The sequence below is a fragment of the Kineosporia rhizophila genome (assembly GCF_021277265.1).
GTDB lineage: Bacteria > Actinomycetota > Actinomycetes > Actinomycetales > Kineosporiaceae > Kineosporia > Kineosporia rhizophila.
The window spans coordinates 1-15,563 of the sequence record NZ_JAJSOH010000003.1; the positions used below are offsets into that span (position 1 = coordinate 1).

At 70.8% G+C, this 15,563-nt stretch carries 13 protein-coding genes; 5 read left to right on the forward strand and 8 right to left on the reverse strand.

Annotation, left to right across the window (positions count from 1 at the left end):
• The coding region (locus LWF15_RS06670) for a serine/threonine-protein kinase (protein WP_232809495.1) at positions 1–2,472 on the reverse strand (2,472 nt) is incomplete at its 3' end.
• A gap of 175 nt (positions 2,473–2,647) precedes the next feature.
• On the opposite strand from LWF15_RS06670, the gene LWF15_RS06675 reads away from it, so the two are divergent.
• The 5 genes from LWF15_RS06675 (at position 2,648) to LWF15_RS06695 (ending at position 6,524) form a co-directional block, all read left to right on the forward strand.
• Positions 2,648–3,196, forward strand: coding sequence for a Chromate resistance protein ChrB (locus LWF15_RS06675; protein ID WP_232809496.1), 549 nt, complete (start codon positions 2,648–2,650; stop codon positions 3,194–3,196).
• An 8-nt stretch (positions 3,197–3,204) separates the two neighbouring features.
• Positions 3,205–4,344 (forward strand): MFS transporter, encoded by a 1,140-nt coding sequence (locus LWF15_RS06680; protein WP_269809774.1) that lies wholly within the window; start codon positions 3,205–3,207, stop codon positions 4,342–4,344.
• Between the two features lie 46 nt (positions 4,345–4,390).
• On the forward strand, positions 4,391–4,720 hold the full coding sequence (locus LWF15_RS06685; RefSeq protein ID WP_232809498.1) for an ArsR/SmtB family transcription factor: 330 nt from the start codon (positions 4,391–4,393) through the stop codon (positions 4,718–4,720).
• Entirely contained in the window at positions 4,720–5,385 is a 666-nt protein-coding gene (locus LWF15_RS06690) for a cation diffusion facilitator family transporter (RefSeq protein WP_232809499.1), read from the forward strand. Before LWF15_RS06685 ends, LWF15_RS06690 begins: the two co-directional genes overlap by 1 nt.
• 131 nt (positions 5,386–5,516) lie before the next feature.
• Positions 5,517–6,524 (forward strand): outer membrane protein assembly factor BamB family protein, encoded by a 1,008-nt coding sequence (locus tag LWF15_RS06695; protein WP_269809754.1) that lies wholly within the window; start codon positions 5,517–5,519, stop codon positions 6,522–6,524.
• A gap of 9 nt (positions 6,525–6,533) precedes the next feature.
• On the opposite strand, the gene LWF15_RS06700 is transcribed toward LWF15_RS06695, so the two are convergent.
• From LWF15_RS06700 to rhaI, 7 genes are all read right to left on the reverse strand, one after another.
• Complete coding sequence (locus LWF15_RS06700) at positions 6,534–7,634, reverse strand: aminotransferase class V-fold PLP-dependent enzyme (protein WP_232809501.1); 1,101 nt, start codon at positions 7,632–7,634, stop codon at positions 6,534–6,536.
• 35 nt (positions 7,635–7,669) lie between these two features.
• Positions 7,670–8,443 carry a sulfite exporter TauE/SafE family protein gene (locus LWF15_RS06705; RefSeq protein ID WP_232809502.1) on the reverse strand — a complete coding sequence of 258 codons (774 nt, stop codon included), beginning with the start codon at positions 8,441–8,443 and terminating at the stop codon, positions 7,670–7,672.
• Positions 8,444–8,505: 62 nt separating this feature from the next.
• Positions 8,506–9,390 carry an alpha/beta hydrolase fold domain-containing protein gene (locus tag LWF15_RS06710; protein WP_232809503.1) on the reverse strand — a complete coding sequence of 295 codons (885 nt, stop codon included), beginning with the start codon at positions 9,388–9,390 and terminating at the stop codon, positions 8,506–8,508.
• Between the two features lie 2 nt (positions 9,391–9,392).
• Positions 9,393–10,634 (reverse strand): alpha-hydroxy acid oxidase, encoded by a 1,242-nt coding sequence (locus tag LWF15_RS06715; protein ID WP_232809504.1) that lies wholly within the window; start codon positions 10,632–10,634, stop codon positions 9,393–9,395.
• Between the two features lie 13 nt (positions 10,635–10,647).
• A complete protein-coding gene (locus tag LWF15_RS06720; protein ID WP_232809505.1) occupies positions 10,648–12,111 on the reverse strand; it encodes a rhamnulokinase in 1,464 nt (487 codons plus the stop codon).
• Entirely contained in the window at positions 12,108–14,144 is a 2,037-nt protein-coding gene (locus LWF15_RS06725; RefSeq protein WP_232809506.1) for a bifunctional aldolase/short-chain dehydrogenase, read from the reverse strand. The genes LWF15_RS06720 and LWF15_RS06725 overlap by 4 nt, the downstream gene beginning before the upstream one ends.
• Before the next feature lie 45 nt (positions 14,145–14,189).
• Complete coding sequence (rhaI, locus tag LWF15_RS06730) at positions 14,190–15,353, reverse strand: L-rhamnose isomerase (protein ID WP_232809507.1); 1,164 nt, start codon at positions 15,351–15,353, stop codon at positions 14,190–14,192.
• Positions 15,354–15,563 lie beyond the last annotated feature (210 nt).

Genomic DNA, 15,563 nt, shown 5'->3' on the forward strand with positions numbered 1-15,563 from the left:
CGTAGCCCGGGGAGCGGTTGCCTTGGCTGCGGGGGCGGCGTCGGCTCGGGGGCTCTTGCCGCCCGCGGGTGCGTTTTTGCGTTCGGGCGTACCTGCCGATGCGTTCTTGGCGGTGACGGCCGGGGCAGTCTGGGACGTGGTGACTGCCGGGGTGTCCTGGCCCGTGGTGGTGGCCGGGGTGTTCTGGCCCGTGGTGGTGGCCGGGGCGGTGTTCTGGCCCGCGGTGGTGGCCGGGGCGGTGTCCTGGCCCGTTGCGGCGGTGGCCGATGAGGCGCCGTACGACGTGGTGGCTGGCTCGCCTGCGGCGGTGCCGGTGCCGGTGGTCGTGCCTGCGTCGGTGCCGGTGTCGGTGGTCGTCCCTGCGTCGGTGCCAGTACCCGTGCCGGTACCCGTGCCGGTGTCGGTGGTCGTGCTTGCGCCTGTGCTGGTGCCCGTGCCCGTGCCCGTGCCCGTGCCCGTGCCCGTGCCCGTGCCCGTGCCCGTGCCCGTGCCCGTTCTGGTGCCGGTGCTGGTGTCGGGTGAGCTCGGGATGGGCGCTTTCTCGGATACGACGTTGTCCGCCGAGGCCTCCCGCGGTCCCTGTTCGCCGGCCCCGGACGCGCTCGGATCGGCAGCGTCTTCGGGTGTGGCGGTTACGGCGTTCGCGGGGGAGGCGCCCGCAGGAGACGCGAGTGTGCCCGCCGCGGGTGGCTCGGAGGCGCTCGCTCCAGCAGTTGCCTGGGGTGAGCTTGTTCTGGTGGCCGACTTCGCGGCAGGGGCTTCGGGAGCGGCGTCGCCGTCCGGTGTGGCCTCGGGGGCGTCGGTCTCTGGTGAAGTGGCTGCGCCCGAGACAGCAGTCTGCGTGCTGACTGGCTCGGCGTCGGAAGCCGGCGTTGCGTCTGCGTCGGGATCGCCGTCGGCCTCCCCGGCCGCAGCAGCAGACTCGGGAACGTCCTTGGCAGAGGTGACTTCGGGCGCGGGGGCAGAACCGTCCGCGGCGGTGGCTGCAGAACTTGGCGCTGCGCTGGCCGGGGCATCACCGGTCGTGGCAGTGCCCGCTGAACTGGACTCAGCCCCGGCGTCCGGAGCATCCCCGTCGGCGATTCGTGAGCCCGCGTTCGACGCGTCGTCCTGGGCCTGAGCGTTCGCATCAGCCGCAGCGCTCGCCTCGTCGGCGGTTCCGGGCGCATCCTCGGCGCGAGTGGTCTTTCGGACAGCCTCGCCCACCGCGGCGGCTGCCCCGATCACGGCACCCGCAACAGCTCCGGCCGGGCCGGACGAGGCAGGCTTCCCTTCCTTCCCACTCCCGGACTGCGCGCTCGCGTCACTGCCCGCTACAGACTCGTCGGACGAGCCGGTGTCGCGTTGTGCCCCGCTCCGGTCGGCTTCATCCTGGCCGACCGTGCTGATAGCGGCCTCAGCCTCAGCGACAGGGCTTGCGGCTTCCGGCGCGCCGGCCTGCTGCGCCACTTCTGGTGTCGCAGCCTCGTTCTCAACGGGCGGGGCGGCGGGGGCCTCGCTGACAACCGGGGTGCTCACACCGTCGGCGACGGTCTCACCCACGACGGGGGGCGCGGCGGCCGCGGTCTTACGGGCGGACTTGGTGGGCAGCCCGAGCATGGGCGGTACGACGCGGGCGCGGGCGCCGGCCTCGCGCAGCTCTGTGCGGGCCTGGCGCAGGAGCTGCCGGGTGGCCGCGGTGTCGGGGCGGGCGGCCACGTCTTTCTGCAGCATCTGCGCGATCACCCGGCCCAGCGGCCCGGCATTGCGCGGGGTGGGCGCGGGCTCGTTGACCACGGCGGTCAGGGTGAGCACGGCCGACTGGCGGCGGAACGGGGGCATGCCCTCGGTCATCGCGTAGAGCGTGGCGCCCAGAGACCAGAGGTCGCACGAGAACGCCGGGCTCTCGCCGCGGGCGCGCTCGGGGGACATGTATCCCGGTGAGCCGACGAACATGCCGCTGTTGCTGAGCGTGGTCTCGTCGGTGATCCGGGCGATGCCGAAGTCGGTGAGCACCGCCCGGCCGCTGTCGGTGACGATGATGTTGCCCGGCTTTACGTCCCGGTGCAGGACCCCGGCGCGGTGCGCCGCCTCCAGCGCGTCGAGCAGGTCCAGGCCGATGTCGACCGCCCGGGTGAGCGGGATCGGCTCCTCGTCCTTGATGATCTCCGACAGGTTGCGGCCGGTGAGCAGCTTCATGACGATCCACGGCCGGTCGTCGGCCTGGAACACGTCGTAGATGGTGACGGCCGAGGGATGGTCGATCCGGGCCGCGGCCCGGGCCTCGCGCAGCATCCACAGGTTCAGGTCGTCGCGCTGCTGCTGGTTGACGCCCGCGGCGGGCATCAGTTCCTTGATGGCGACGTCGCGGTGCAGGAGGACGTCGAAGCCCGTCCAGACCGCGCCCATGCCTCCGCGGCCGAGCAGGTCACCGATGCGGTATCGATCGGCCAGCAGTCTTCCGCCGGCCCGTTGGTGTCCGGACGTGGTCATGACGCGGCACTCACCCCGCGCTCCTTCCGTCCGTTCGCCGAAGCCCGCTCGACCGCGGGCGAAGAACTCCCACCGGTCTTGTATCCGAGATCGGGTGAACGACACAAACCTGGCATGTACAAGGCCGGTTCGCCAAGTCGCCCAGGTGAATGTAACGGCTGCTACATTTACTGCTGTGACAGGCGACGTCCCATGGTTGATCCTGGTGGTCAGACTGCCCGCCGAGCCCTCCCGGCATCGGGTGGCGGTGTGGCGTGAGCTGCGCAAAGTCGGCGCGCTCTCGCTCGGTCAGGGCATCTGGGCCGCGCCCGACGTGCCGGTGTTCACGGCCGGGGTCGAACGCGCCCTGGCCCTCACCGAGCGCGCCGCCGGGGTGAGTGTGACGTTGCAGGCCGCTGGGCGCACGGCTGAGGACGCCGAGCGCTTCCAGCAGATGTTCACCGCCGAGCGCTCGGAGGAGTGGAAGGAGTTCCTGGCCGACTGCTTCAAGTTCGAGCAGGAGATCGCCAAGGAGATCCGGGTGGCCAAGTTCACCCTGGCCGAGCTCGAGGAGGAGGAGCAGAGCCTGGAGCGGCTGCGGCGCTGGCACCGCGACATCTCGGTGCGTGACGTGTTCGGTGCCCCGGCCGCCGACGAGGCGGCGGTCCGGCTGAAGCAGTGCGCCGAGGCCTGTGAGGACTACGCCGAGAAGGTGTTCGCAGCTCTGCACGGGAGTACCTCGTGAACCGGTCCATGTGGCCCTTGTACGCGGCCGGTTTCACCACGGCCTTCGGCGCCCACGGCATCGCCGCCAACCTGGGCGGTTTCTCCGACGACGCGGTGAACTCGCTGCTGGTGCTGGGCGCGCTGCTGGCCCTGTACGACGTGGCCGAGGTGGTGCTGAAACCGGTCTTCGGGGCCCTGTCGGACCGGATCGGCGCCAAGCCGGTGCTGCTGGGCGGGCTGGTGGCGTTCGCTGCGGCCTCGTCGGTCTACGTGGTCGCCGACAGCCAGGCGTGGCTGTGGGTGGCCCGCCTCGGGCAGGGGGCTGCGGCCTCGGCCTTCTCGCCCTCCGCCTCGGCCCTGGTGGCGCTGATCAACCCGGCGGCCAAGCGCGGGCGGGCTTTCGGCAGCTACGGCTTTTACAAGTCCATCGGCTACACCCTCGGCCCGCTGCTCGGTGGGGTGCTGGTCTGGGCCGGCGGTCTACGGCTGCTCTTCGCCGTGATGGCCCTGTGCGGCGCCGTCGTCGCAGTCTGGGCCTGGCGGGCGGTGCCCGACATCAAGCCGCTGCCCCGTCGTCGTCAGACCCTCGCCGACCTGGCCCGTCGCCTTTCCGACCGCGCCTTCCTCGGCCCCACGGCCTCGCTGGCCGCTGCTACGGCCGCGCTTTCGGCGGGGGTCGGCTTCTTACCGGTGTCCGGCGCAGCCGCCGGTCTGGGCACGATCGCGACCGGCGCGGCGGTGTCGGTATTGGCGGCCACAGCGGCAGTGGTCCAACCAAGGACGGGTCGGCTCCTCGACGAGGGGCGCCTCACCGTTCGTCTGGGGTTGCTTACGGGGCTGTTCGTCGCGGCCGCAGGCCTGGCGTTCGCCATGGTGCCGGGCCTGGCCGGCGTGCTGATCGCCGCCGCGCTGATCGGCGCGGGCACCGGCATGGTGACGCCGCTCGGCTTCGCCGCCCTGGCCGCGTCCACCCCGGAAGAGCGCATGGGCCAGACCATGGGCTCGGCCGAACTGGGACGCGAACTTGGAGACGCCGGTGGGCCCCTTCTCGTGGCCGGTGTCGCGGCCGCTTCGGCTCTGGTTTACGGCTACGCGGCTCTGGCCGTGATCCTGGCCGCGGGCGCGCTGATCGCCCTGGTCGGCGGCCGGCAGAGGACCAGTGCCTGACAGTTCAGCCTTTGCTGTATTCAGCATTCGCTGTAGCGTTGGCCGGGTGGAGACGCTTACGCACGGCCAGGTCCTCGCCCGCTTCGGTCACGCCCTGTCCGACCCGACGCGTGCGAAACTCCTCCTGGCCCTGCGTGAGAAACCCGGCTACCCGGGCGAACTCGCCGACGCTCTCGGCGTCACCCGGCAGAACCTGTCCAACCATCTGGCCTGTCTGCGCGGCTGCGGCCTGGTGGTCGCGGTGCCCGACGGCCGGCGCACGCGCTACGAACTGGCCGACGGGCGCATCGGTCACGCCCTGGGCGACCTGCTCGGCCTGGTGCTCGCGGTCGATCCGGCGGCCTGCCCCAGCTCTGACGAGGAGGGCTGCTGCTGATGACCAGTCTGACCCTGGGCCCTTCCCCGGCCGAAAAGGCCCGGCTCACACGAAGAGTGCGCCTGCTGGTGGCGGCCACCATCACCTACAACGTGATCGAGGCCGTCGTCGCCATCACGGCCGGTGCGCTCGCCTCGTCCACGGCCCTGATCGCGTTCGGGCTGGACTCGGTGATCGAGGTCTCGTCCGCCGCCGCCGTCGCCTGGCAGTTCTCCGCCAGCGACCCGGAATCCCGAGAGCGCACCGCCTTACGCCTGATCGCACTGTCGTTCTTCGCGCTCGCCGCCTACATCAGCTTCGAGTCGGTGCGCACCCTGACCGCCGGATCCGAGGCCGAACACTCCACGCCCGGCCTGATCCTGGCCGCCTTGTCGCTGGTGGTCATGCCGTTCCTGTCGTCGGCCCAGCGCCGGGCCGGCCGGGCCCTGGGCTCCCGCAGCGCCGTGGCCGACTCCAAGCAGACCCTGCTGTGCACCTACCTCTCCGCGGTGCTCCTGGCCGGCCTGGCCGTGAACAGCCTGTTCGGCTGGTCGTGGGCCGACCCGGTCGCAGCTCTGGTGATCGCCCTGGTGGCGCTGAAGGAGGGCCGCGACGCCTGGCGCGGCGATGCCTGCTGTGTCCCGGTGGCCACCACCACCGAAGGCGACTGCGCCTGCTGTCGGTGACCAGAAACGTCCTAAAACAATAGGGAGCCGGTTGGATCCGGGTGTTGGGCGCCGCCAGCACGGTCGAGATCGGGGCATGGGCAAATTCGGGCTCGCGACCACCCGCGGCGTAGCGATGCAATAATGGAACGATGACGGGCGCGCCAGGTGATGTGTTGTGGTCTCGGTGCCTGCACCAGTCCTCACGGGCCATGGCAGTGTCGGAGGGCTCTGTTCTTGTGGCGGAACGCAACTCGCGCCTGCTCGGGCTGGATCCGCTCAGCGGAGAACCCCGGTGGGACGAGCGCGTCGAGGACTGCTGGGGTACCGCCGTCGTCGCGGGTGACCGTGGCCTCTATCTGAGCCAGGCCGGAGTGCTGCACTGTTTCGATCTGGCGACCGGGCAGCGGCTGTGGGCCACGCCCGGTCTGAGCTGGTGCTACCACGTCACGGTCAGCGCCGACGTGGTCTTCGTGGGCGGCTGGCGCGGATACCGGCCGTTGATGCGGTTGTCGCTCGTCAACGGCGATCGCCTGCCGCTCGACGAGACGCCGCTGGTGGACCTCGGGCCCCTGGCCTGGCCGCTGCCGCTCCGGTTGGGGCGACCTGGCCAGAATCAGGCAGTGCTGGTGGCCGGTACTGAACGATCCGTGCTGCTGATGATGGCCTCTTCCGGCACCGTCCTGGCCGAATGGTCTCTGCCGCAGCCCATCCGGATCCCGGATGGTGATGCAGCGTACGATGCCGGCCCCGGCGGCCGGATCGCGTTCCTCAGCGGCCCTAGGACAGTGATGGTGCTCGACCCGGTGCACGGAGCGCAGGTGCTCTGGCAGCACACCCGGGATGTTCGGGCGGTCCCGCCGTTGCTCGCCGACCGAACCCTGTGGCTGTTCGACAGCGCCGGGATCGCCGTCGTCGACCTGGACCGCGGACTCGTCGCTGCGGTCAGGACCCACTCGTACGGGGCTCTCACCGCCGCGACCCGGGCCGGCGGCCGGGCCTGGTTCGCCTTCGCCGACGGTTCACTGATGGTGGTCGACCGCTCCGGCAGCCACACCATGGTCCCGCGGCTCCTGCCCCGCATCGATCGAATGGCCGCCGGAGAAGGTGGTTTGATCCATGCCATCGCCAAGGGACACCTCGTAGCGTTCCGTCAGTAACAGGAGAAGTCAGTTCCTGAGCAGACGGCAGACCTCTTCGATCGCCGCCGCCCTGGTGGTGGCGTGCACGCTCAGCCGGATCCGGTCGGAGCCGTGGGCCGTAGCCGTGAAACCTTCCTGCGCGAGCCGATCCCGCACCGAAGCCGCCTGATCCACCCGGGCCACAACGATTCCCGCCCGGTTCTCCTCATCACGAGGTGAAAGCACCTCCACATCAGCCGACCTCAGGCCGGACGTGAGAAGGCTCGCGGACTCGGCCACCTGTTTGGCCACGGCCGGGGCCCCGGCCGACTCGAGCAGTTCCAGCGCCGCCCACAGAGCCGCGGAGGTGAAGGGCGAGGCGTAGGTGACCGAGAGCTGGCTCGCGCCGCCCGCAGGAGTGTGTGGCTGACCGTCGTAGTCACCCGGATCCGAAACCCCGGTCCAGCCGCCCAGAATCGGCTCGAGCTGGTCGACCGCACGTTCCGAGAGCGCCATGAAACCGGCACCCCAGCCCGCCCGCAGCCACTTCTGCCCGCCGACCACCACCGCGTCGGCCAGCTGCCAGTCCTGATCCAGCACGCCGAAGCCCTGGATGCCGTCCACGATCAGCAGACGCTCCCCGATCACGTCGCGCAGCGCGGCCAGATCAGCGCGGTAGCCGGTGCGGAAATCGACCGCGCTGACCGCAACCGCCGTGGTGGACGGGGTGATTGCCTCAGCGACAGCGTTGGCGGTCATGCGCACCGGAACGTCGGGGCGCTCGCGGGTGACGTGGCGCACCGTGAGCAGCCCCGCCTCCTGCGCGTGCCACCACGGGTAGAGGTTGGCCGGGAACTCGTCGCGGCTGACCAGCACGTCGGCCCCGCGCAGGCCGAAGGCGATCTGCTGCAGCCCGGCCGAGGTGCTGGTGGTGAGCAGGCAGCCCGCCCGGTCGAAGCCGGTCAGCCGCGAGACCGCGGCCAGCGCCCGCTCGTCGTGGTCGTGCAGCCCCGCCGCGCCGCCGGCAGCCGCCTGCGCTGTTCCCGAGAGCGCCTCGACCACCGGCCGGGAAGGCGGCCCGTAGCTGGCGAAGTTGAAGTAGCCGGACGGTTCCTCGAACTGCTGGGTGTACTCGTCGAACCCGCTCACACATGCTCCTCGATAGCCGTTGCCCCCGGATTCTTTCACCGAAGCGCCACCGCGGCACCGGAGATCACCAGCAGCACCAGGTAGGCCCAGGCGTGCACGGTGTCCGGCACCGGAACCCGGCGAAGGCGCAGCACGATCACCACCGGGATCGCCGAGACGAGCAGGCACAGCGCGGCGACGACGTCGACGGAACCGACCAGAAGACGTCCGGAGTCGTCGGCAGCGGGGGTGGACAGGAGGGCGACGAGAGTGGCCGGCAGGGCAATGGCGAACGTCAGGGGATTGGCCAGCGCCGTCGCATCAGCCATGGAAACGCCGGAGCGGCGCATGGCGGGGACGGTGAGAACGCTGCCCCCTACGCCGAGGAACGAGGCAACGGCGCCGATCGGGATACCTATGGACGGCGGTGCCTTACGGTCAGTGGGGGAGCTGGGGTGCACGAAGCCCGGGCGGAACAGGATGTCCAGCACCGTCAGGGCGATGTAGGCAACGAACGCCCACTTCAGCACGGTGCCGTTGACCAGCGGATTGGCCAGGGCCCCCAACGCGCCCCCGACCGCCAGACACACCACCAGCGCCGGGCGGATGCGGGCCAGCAGCTCACGACGTGAAGACAGAGTGGCCACCAACGCGTTGACCAGCATGATCAGCAACGACGTCGACGTAGCCACCCCCAGCACCTCGGCCCCGTCACCGCCGTGCGCCCAGGCGATCACCGGCACAGCCACGAACCCGCCCCCGAAGCCGAACCAGACCGTGCTCACCCCGAGCAGCACGCCGACCGCCAGCAGGATCAGGTTCACCGTCATGGTGAAGACCCAACCGCCAATGAAGGACGCCGTCGAGCCCGCCGGCCGCTCGGGGCAGGGGGTCAGTTCCTCTCGTGGGCGCGGCCGAGGAGGGTGGGGGAGGTGAGCCAGTCGCCGATGCGGGTGATGCTGCGCTGGGCCTCGGGCTCGTCGGGGGTGTTGAGGTGGCCGTGCCGGGCGCCTGGTTCGCGGATCACCGTGACGTCGACCCCGGCCGCGGCCAGTTCGGCGCCGAACTGCTCGCCCGAGGCCCGCAGGGTGTCGTGGTCGGAGTTGAGGACCAACGTGGGGGGCAGGCCGGACAGCTCGTGGCCGCCGGGGAAGGCGTAGGGCTGGTCGAGCTGGGCCGGGTCTTCCACGTAGTTGAGGTTCATCGCGCGCACCGTCTCCGGCCCGAACACCGCTTCCTCCGGCAGAGCCTCGGCCTTGGCCCGGAGCTCGGCCGACAGGGGCGGCAGTTCGGCGTGCACGACCGGATAGACCAGGAGCAGGGCGCGCGGGGCAGGCCCGCCCCGGTCCCGCAGGCGCAGGGCCGCGCCGGCCGCCAGGTTGGCCCCGGCGCTGGCGCCGCCCAGGGCCCAGGTGCGGGCGGTGTCGTGGTTGACCGCCCAGACCCAGGCCGCGGTGACCTCCTCGGAGGCGACCGGGAAGTGGTTCGGGCGCGTCCGGTCGGCCTGCGGGGGTTCGCCCGTCCAGAGTGAGCTCACGGCCTGCGGCATGGGCACGAGCCGGTAGTCGACCGTGACCACACGCACGCCGCGCTGGGCCAGTTGCCGGGCCACCCAGTCGTTCTCGGGCATGTCGAGGTCGCCGGCGGCGAAACCCCCGCCGTGCAGCCAGACCAGCCCCAGACCCTCGGTCGTACCGGTGGAGGGCCCGCCCGGGGAGTAGATCCGCAGGGGGATCTCGCCGTGCGGGCCCTCGATCCGGCGTTCCTGGATCGTCACCCTCACTGGGTGCGGCGGATCGGGCCGAGGCGCTCGAGCTGGGTGACGTGCTGCGGGCCGAGCTCTTCCAGGCTGTGCGCGCCGAGAAGCTTCATGGTGCGCACCACCTGGTCGGACAGGATCTCGATGGTCTTGTCCACGCCCTGGCGCCCGCCGGCCATCAGCCCGTACAGGTAGGCCCGGCCGACCAGCGTGAACTTCGCCCCCAGGGCGATGCAGGCCACGATGTCGGCGCCGTTCATGATGCCGGTGTCGACCACGACCTCGACATCCTTGCCCACCTCACGGGCCACGTCGGGCAGCAGGTGGAACGGGATCGGGGCCCGGTCGAGCTGACGCCCGCCGTGGTTGGACAGCACGATGCCGTCCACCCCGAGATCGGCCAGCTTGCGCGAGTCCTCGACGGTCTGCACGCCCTTGATCGCGATCTTGCCGGGCCACATCTCGCGGATGATGCGCAGGTCCTCGTAGCTGATGGTCGGGTCCATCGCGAAGTCCAGCAGCTCACCCACCGTGCCGCCGGTCGACGACAGCGACGCGAACTCCAGCTTCGGCGTGGTCAGGAAGTCGTACCACCACCACGGCCGGACGCTGGCGTTGAGCACGGTGCCCAGGGTGATCTGCGGCGGGATCGAGAAGCCGTTGCGCTTGTCCCGCAGCCGGGCCCCGGCCACCGGGGTGTCCACGGTGAAGAACAGCGTGTCGAACCCGTTGGCGGCGGCCCGCTCGACCAGGCCGTAGGAGATCTCCCGCTGCTTCATCACGTACAGCTGGAACCAGTTGCGGCCGTTCGGGTTCGTGGCCTTCACGTCCTCGATCGACGTGGTGCCCAGCGTGGACAGACAGAACGGGATGCCCGCGGCCGCGGCCGCCCCGGCTCCGGCGTACTCGCCCTCAGTCTGCATCAGCCGGGTGAAACCGGTCGGCGCAATACCGAAGGGAAGCGCCGAGGGGCCACCGAAGACCGTGGTGGAGGTGTCCACCGCAGCCACATCGCGCAGCACCTGCGGGTGGAACTCGACGTCCTCGAACGCGCGGCGGGCCCGGTCCAGCGAGAGCTCGCCCTCGGCGGCCCCGTCGGTGTAGTCGAAAGCCGCCCGCGGCGTGCGGCGCTTGGCGATCGTACGGAGGTCGTAGATGGTCAGCGCCCTGTCCAGACGGCGCTTGCGGCCGTTGAACTCGGGCTTCTTGAACTTCATGAGCTCGAAGACCTCGGCGGGCTTCGGAACCTGACGTTGCACCACGGTGTGCCCTTCCTCAGCTGGCGCGGGGTTCGTGTCGGACGGGGGTGAAGGCCTGCGCCACCAGCTCGCGCAACTCGGCCAGCCCGCCCTCGGCCAGCCCGGCGGTACGGGCCTGGACCAGGATATTGCCGACCGCGGTGGCCTCGACCGGCCCGGCCAGCACCGGCAGCCCGCTGCGGTCGGCGGTGGCCTGGCACAGCAGCTTGTTCTGGGCGCCGCCGCCCACGATGTGGATCACCTCGACCCGCCGGCCGGCCAGCTCGGCGGCCTTGAGCACCGAGTCGGCGAAGGCCTGGGCCAGGCTGTCGATGATGGCGCGGGCGAACTGGGCGTGGGTGACCGGCGCGGGCAAGTCGTGCTCGGCGTACCACGCGGCGATGCGGGCCGGCAGGTCGCCCGGGGCCATGAACCGCGGGTCGTTCACGTCGAACACCGCAGCCGCCGGGGGAGCCGCGGCGGCCTCGGCCAGCAGTTGCTCCAGGTTGCTGGAACGCTGGGCGCTGTTGGCGGCCCGGTCCCACGAGCGCACCGACTCCGACAGCAGCCACAGCCCCATCACGTTGTGCAGGAACCGGATCCGCCCGTCGACGCCGCCCTCGTTGGTGAAGTTGGCCTCGCGGGCGGCGTCGGAGAACACCGGCTCGTCGAGCTCCAGCCCGACCAGACCCCAGGTGCCGCAGGAGATGTAGGCGAAGTCGCGGCCGGTGTTCGGCACCGCGACCACGGCCGAGGCGGTGTCGTGCGAGCCGACTGTGACCACGTCCAGGGCCCGGCCGACCACGGTGGCCGCGTGCGCCCGCAAGGGGCCCACCGACGTCCCCGCATCGACCAGACCGGGCAGGATGTGCTGCGGGATCTTCAGCCCGGCCAGCAGTTCGGAGTCCCACTGCCCGTCGCGCGGGTTCAGCAGGCCGGTGGTGGAGGCGTTGGTGCGCTCGGCCACCTCGACGCCGGTCAGCCAGTAGGCCAGCAGGTCGGGCATCAGTAGCAGCCGGTCGGCCAGCTCCAGCCGCTCCTGCTCGCAGGCCAGCTGGAACACCGTGTTGAACGGCAGGTGCTGCAGCCCGTTGCGGCGGTACAGGGCCGCCGGGTCGTACTGCGCGTGAACCGTTTTCACGCCCTCGGCGGTGCGCTCGTCGCGGTAGTGGTAGGGCACCCCGAGCAGGGCGCCGCCGCGCAGCAGACCGTAGTCGACCGCCCAGGAGTCGATGCCGACGCTGATGATCTCGCCCGGTGACTGCCGCTCAGCCTCGGCCAGGCCGCCCAGCACCTGCTGGTACAGCTCCAGGGCGTTCCAGTGCAGACCGTCGGGCAGTTGCACCGGGTCGTTGGCGAAGCGCGCGACGTGCCGCATGCGCAGGCCGCCGTCCGCGATCGTCCCCAGGATCACCCGTCCGCTGGTGGCTCCCAGGTCGACTGCGGCGACCGTGCCGGCCGGGCCCTTCGCGAGGGCCCGGCCAGGAACAGGAACGCTCATCGCAGGAAGGCTGCCGCGACGCCGGAGTCGACCGGGACGTGCAGGCCGGTGGTGCGGCTCAGCTCGTCACCGGTCAGCACGAACACCGCGTCGGCGACGTGCTCGGGCAGGACCTCGCGCTTGAGGATGGTGCGGTTGGCGTAGAACTGGCCCAGGTCCTCCTCGGCCACACCGTAGGTGGCGGCCCGGTTGGCGCCCCAGCCGGAGGCGAAGATGCCCGAACCGCGCACCACCCCGTCCGGGTTCACGCCGTTGACCCGCACGCCGTAGGCGCCCAGCTCGACCGCCAGCAGCCGCACCTGGTGGGCCTGGTCGGCCTTGGTGGCGGAGTAGGCGATGTTGTTCGGGCCGGCGAAGACGCTGTTCTTGGACGAGATGTAGATGATGTCGCCGCCCAGGCCCTGCTCGATCAGCGCCTTGGCCGCGGCCTTGGACACCAGGAACGAGCCCTTGGCCATCACGTCGTGCTGCAGGTCCCAGTCGGCCTCGGTGGTCTCCAGCAGCGGCTTGGACAGCGACAGGCCGGCGTTGTTGACCACCAGGTCGAGGCCACCGAACGCCAGCAGGGCGTCGTTGACGGCGTTCTGCACGTCTTCCGCGGAGGAGACGTTGGCCGCCACCCCGATCGCCACGTCGCTGTTGCCGATCTCGGCCGCCGCGGCCTGGGCCTTGGCCAGGTCGAGGTCGGCGACCACCACGCAGGCGCCCTCGGCGGCCAGACGCTGGGCGATGGCCTTGCCGATGCCGGAGGCCGCACCGGTCACGAAGGCCACCCGGCCGGCGTGCGACTTCGGCTTGGGCATGCGCTTGAGCTTGGCCTCCTCCAGCGCCCAGTACTCGATGCGGAACTTCTCCGCGTCGGAGATGGGCGTGTAGGTGGACAGCGACTCGGCGCCACGCATCACGTTGATCGCGTTGACGTAGAACTCACCGGCCACGCGGGCGGTCTGCTTGTTCGCGCCGTAGCTGAACATGCCCACACCCGGCACCAGCACGATCAGCGGGTCGGCGCCGCGGATCGCCGGGCTGTTCTCGTCGGCGTGCGCCTCGTAGTAGGCGGTGTAGTCGGCCCGGTACTCCTCGTGCAGCTCCTTCAGCCGGGCGATGCTCTCCTCGACCGTGGCGGTGGCCGGCAGGTCGAGGATCAGCGGCTTGACCTTGGTGCGCAGGAAGTGGTCGGGGCAGCTGGTGCCCAGTGCGGCCAGCTCCGGCGCGCGCTCGCTGGCCAGGAAGTCCAGCACCACGTCGGAGTCGGTGAAGTGCCCGACCATCCGCTTGTCCTTGCTGGCGATCCCGCGCACGGTGGCGGCCAGGGCGGCGGCCTTGGCCCGGCGCTCGGTCTCGGGCAGGGCCTCGTAGCCGCTGCGCACCCCGCCGAACGGCTCCTTGGAGCCGTTGGCCTCGATGTAGGCGGCCGCGGTCTCGATGATCCACAGGGAGTTCTTCTCGGACTCCTCGCTGGTCTCGCCCCAGGCGGTGATGCCGTGGCCGCCCAGGATCGTGCCGATCGCCTGCGGGTTGGCCGCCTTGATCGCGGCGATGTCCAGGCCGAGCTGGAAGCCCGGGCGGCGCCAGGGCACCCAGACCACCTTGTCGCCGAAGATCTGCTTGGTCAGGGCCTCGCCGTCGGCGGCGGTGGCGATCGCGATACCGCTGTCGGGGTGCAGGTGGTCCACGTGCGCGGCGTCGACCAGGCCGTGCATCGCGGTGTCGATCGACGGTGCGGCGCCGCCCTTGCCGTGCAGGCAGTAGTCGAACGCGGCGACCATCTCGTCCTCGCGCTCGATCCCCGGGTACACGTCCACCAGGGCCTTCATCCGGTCCAGGCGCAGTGCGGCCAGGCCCTTCTCGGTCAGCGTGCCCAGGTCACCGCCGGAGCCCTTGACCCAGAGGAGTTCCACCGGCTGCCCGGTGACCGGGTCGGTCTCGGTGCCCTTGGCGGAGGTGTTGCCGCCGGCGTAGTTGGTGTTCTTCGGGTCGGCCCCGAGGCGGTTGCTGCGGGCGATCAGCGCGGCGACGGTCTCGTTCGTCATCTGTTCTGGATCCCTTGAATCGGTGTGACGGGAAACGGGATTGGCTCAGGCGCCCCAGCCGGCCTGGGTGCCGCCGACGCGCTCGGACTCGATCTGCTGCTGGTAGCCCGAGGCCAGGTAGGCCTCCATCGGGTCGGCCGGCAGGCCCCGGGTCTCGCGCCAGGCGGCCAGGTCGGCCCGGACATCGGTGTAGAAGGCGTCCATGAAGATCCGGTTGGCCTCGAGCACGTCACCGGACTCCTGCGCGGCGGTCAGCGCGGCGGTGTCGACCAGCAGCGCCCGCGCGGTCATCTCCTGCACGTTCAGCACCGAGCGGATCTGGCCGGGGATCTTCTGCTCGATGTTGTGGCACTGGTCGAGCATGAAGGCCACGTCCGGGTTGCCGTAGCCACCGCCGCGGATCACCTCGAACAGGATGCGGAACAGCTGGAACGGATCGGCCGCCCCGACGATCAGGTCGTCGTCGGCGTAGAAGCGTGAGTTGAAGTCGAAACTGCCGAGCTTGCCCAGCCGGAGCAGCTGCATGACGATGAACTCGATGTTGGTGCCGGGGGCGTGGTGGCCGGTGTCGAGGCAGACCACGGCGCGCTCACCGAGGGCGGCGACCTGGGCGTACGAGGTACCCCAGTCCGGCACGTCGGTGTGGTAGAAGGCCGGCTCGAAGAACTTGTACTCCAGCACCAGGCGCTGGTTCTCACCGATCCGCTCGTAGATCGTGGCCAGCGACTCGGCCAGCCGGTCCTGGCGGCCGCGCAGGTCGGCCTGGCCGGGGTAGTTGCTGCCCTCGGCCAGCCAGATCTTCAGGTCGCGGCTGCCGGTCGCGTTCATCACCTCGATGCACTCGAAGTGGTGGTCGATCGCCTTCTGCCGGACCGCCGCGTCGGTGTGGGTGAGCGCGCCGAGCTTGTACTCGTCGTCCTGGAAGGTGTTCGAGTTGATCGTGCCCAGGGCGACCCCGAGGTCGTCGGCGTGCTTGCGCAGGGCGTCGAAGTCCTCGACCTTGTCCCACGGGATGTGCAGCGCCACCGTGGGGGCCAGGCCGGTGTACCGGTGCACCTGCGCCGCGTCGGCGATCTTCTCGAACGGGTCGCGGGCGGTGCCGGCCGATCCGAAGACCTTGAAGCGGGTGCCCGAGTTGCCGAAGGCCCAGGAGGGAAGCTCGATCGCCTGCGCCGCGAGCTGCGGGGCGACATCGATGAGTCGAGACATGACGGCGTTGTCCGTTCGTCGCTGAAACGTTTCATGGGAACGTAGCACGGGCGGGCCTCGGGCTTCCAGAGGCAGTTACGAACAGATTGAGGACGTCGGTCAGCGGTCCGGCGGGAGCCTCGCCCGAAGGGCGTGTGGGCTCGGGTGAAGGGCCGGGATTGTGCTCCGGCGTCCGGAACGCACGACGGCTGGGGGCACCCGGACACGGGT

Bases quoted from the DNA above. Each gene is read 5' to 3' on its own strand.
- LWF15_RS06680 (WP_269809774.1), top strand. From the start codon at position 3,205: ATGTGGCCCTTGTACGCGGCCGGTTTCACCACGGCCTTCGGCGCCCAC.
- LWF15_RS06690 (WP_232809499.1), top strand. From the start codon at position 4,720: ATGACCAGTCTGACCCTGGGCCCTTCCCCGGCCGAAAAGGCCCGGCTC.
- LWF15_RS06695 (WP_269809754.1), top strand. From the start codon at position 5,517: ATGACGGGCGCGCCAGGTGATGTGTTGTGGTCTCGGTGCCTGCACCAG.
- LWF15_RS06705 (WP_232809502.1), bottom strand. From the start codon at position 8,443: ATGACGGTGAACCTGATCCTGCTGGCGGTCGGCGTGCTGCTCGGGGTG.
- LWF15_RS06720 (WP_232809505.1), bottom strand. From the start codon at position 12,111: ATGAGCGTTCCTGTTCCTGGCCGGGCCCTCGCGAAGGGCCCGGCCGGC.
- LWF15_RS06725 (WP_232809506.1), bottom strand. From the start codon at position 14,144: ATGACGAACGAGACCGTCGCCGCGCTGATCGCCCGCAGCAACCGCCTC.
- rhaI (WP_232809507.1), bottom strand. From the start codon at position 15,353: ATGTCTCGACTCATCGATGTCGCCCCGCAGCTCGCGGCGCAGGCGATC.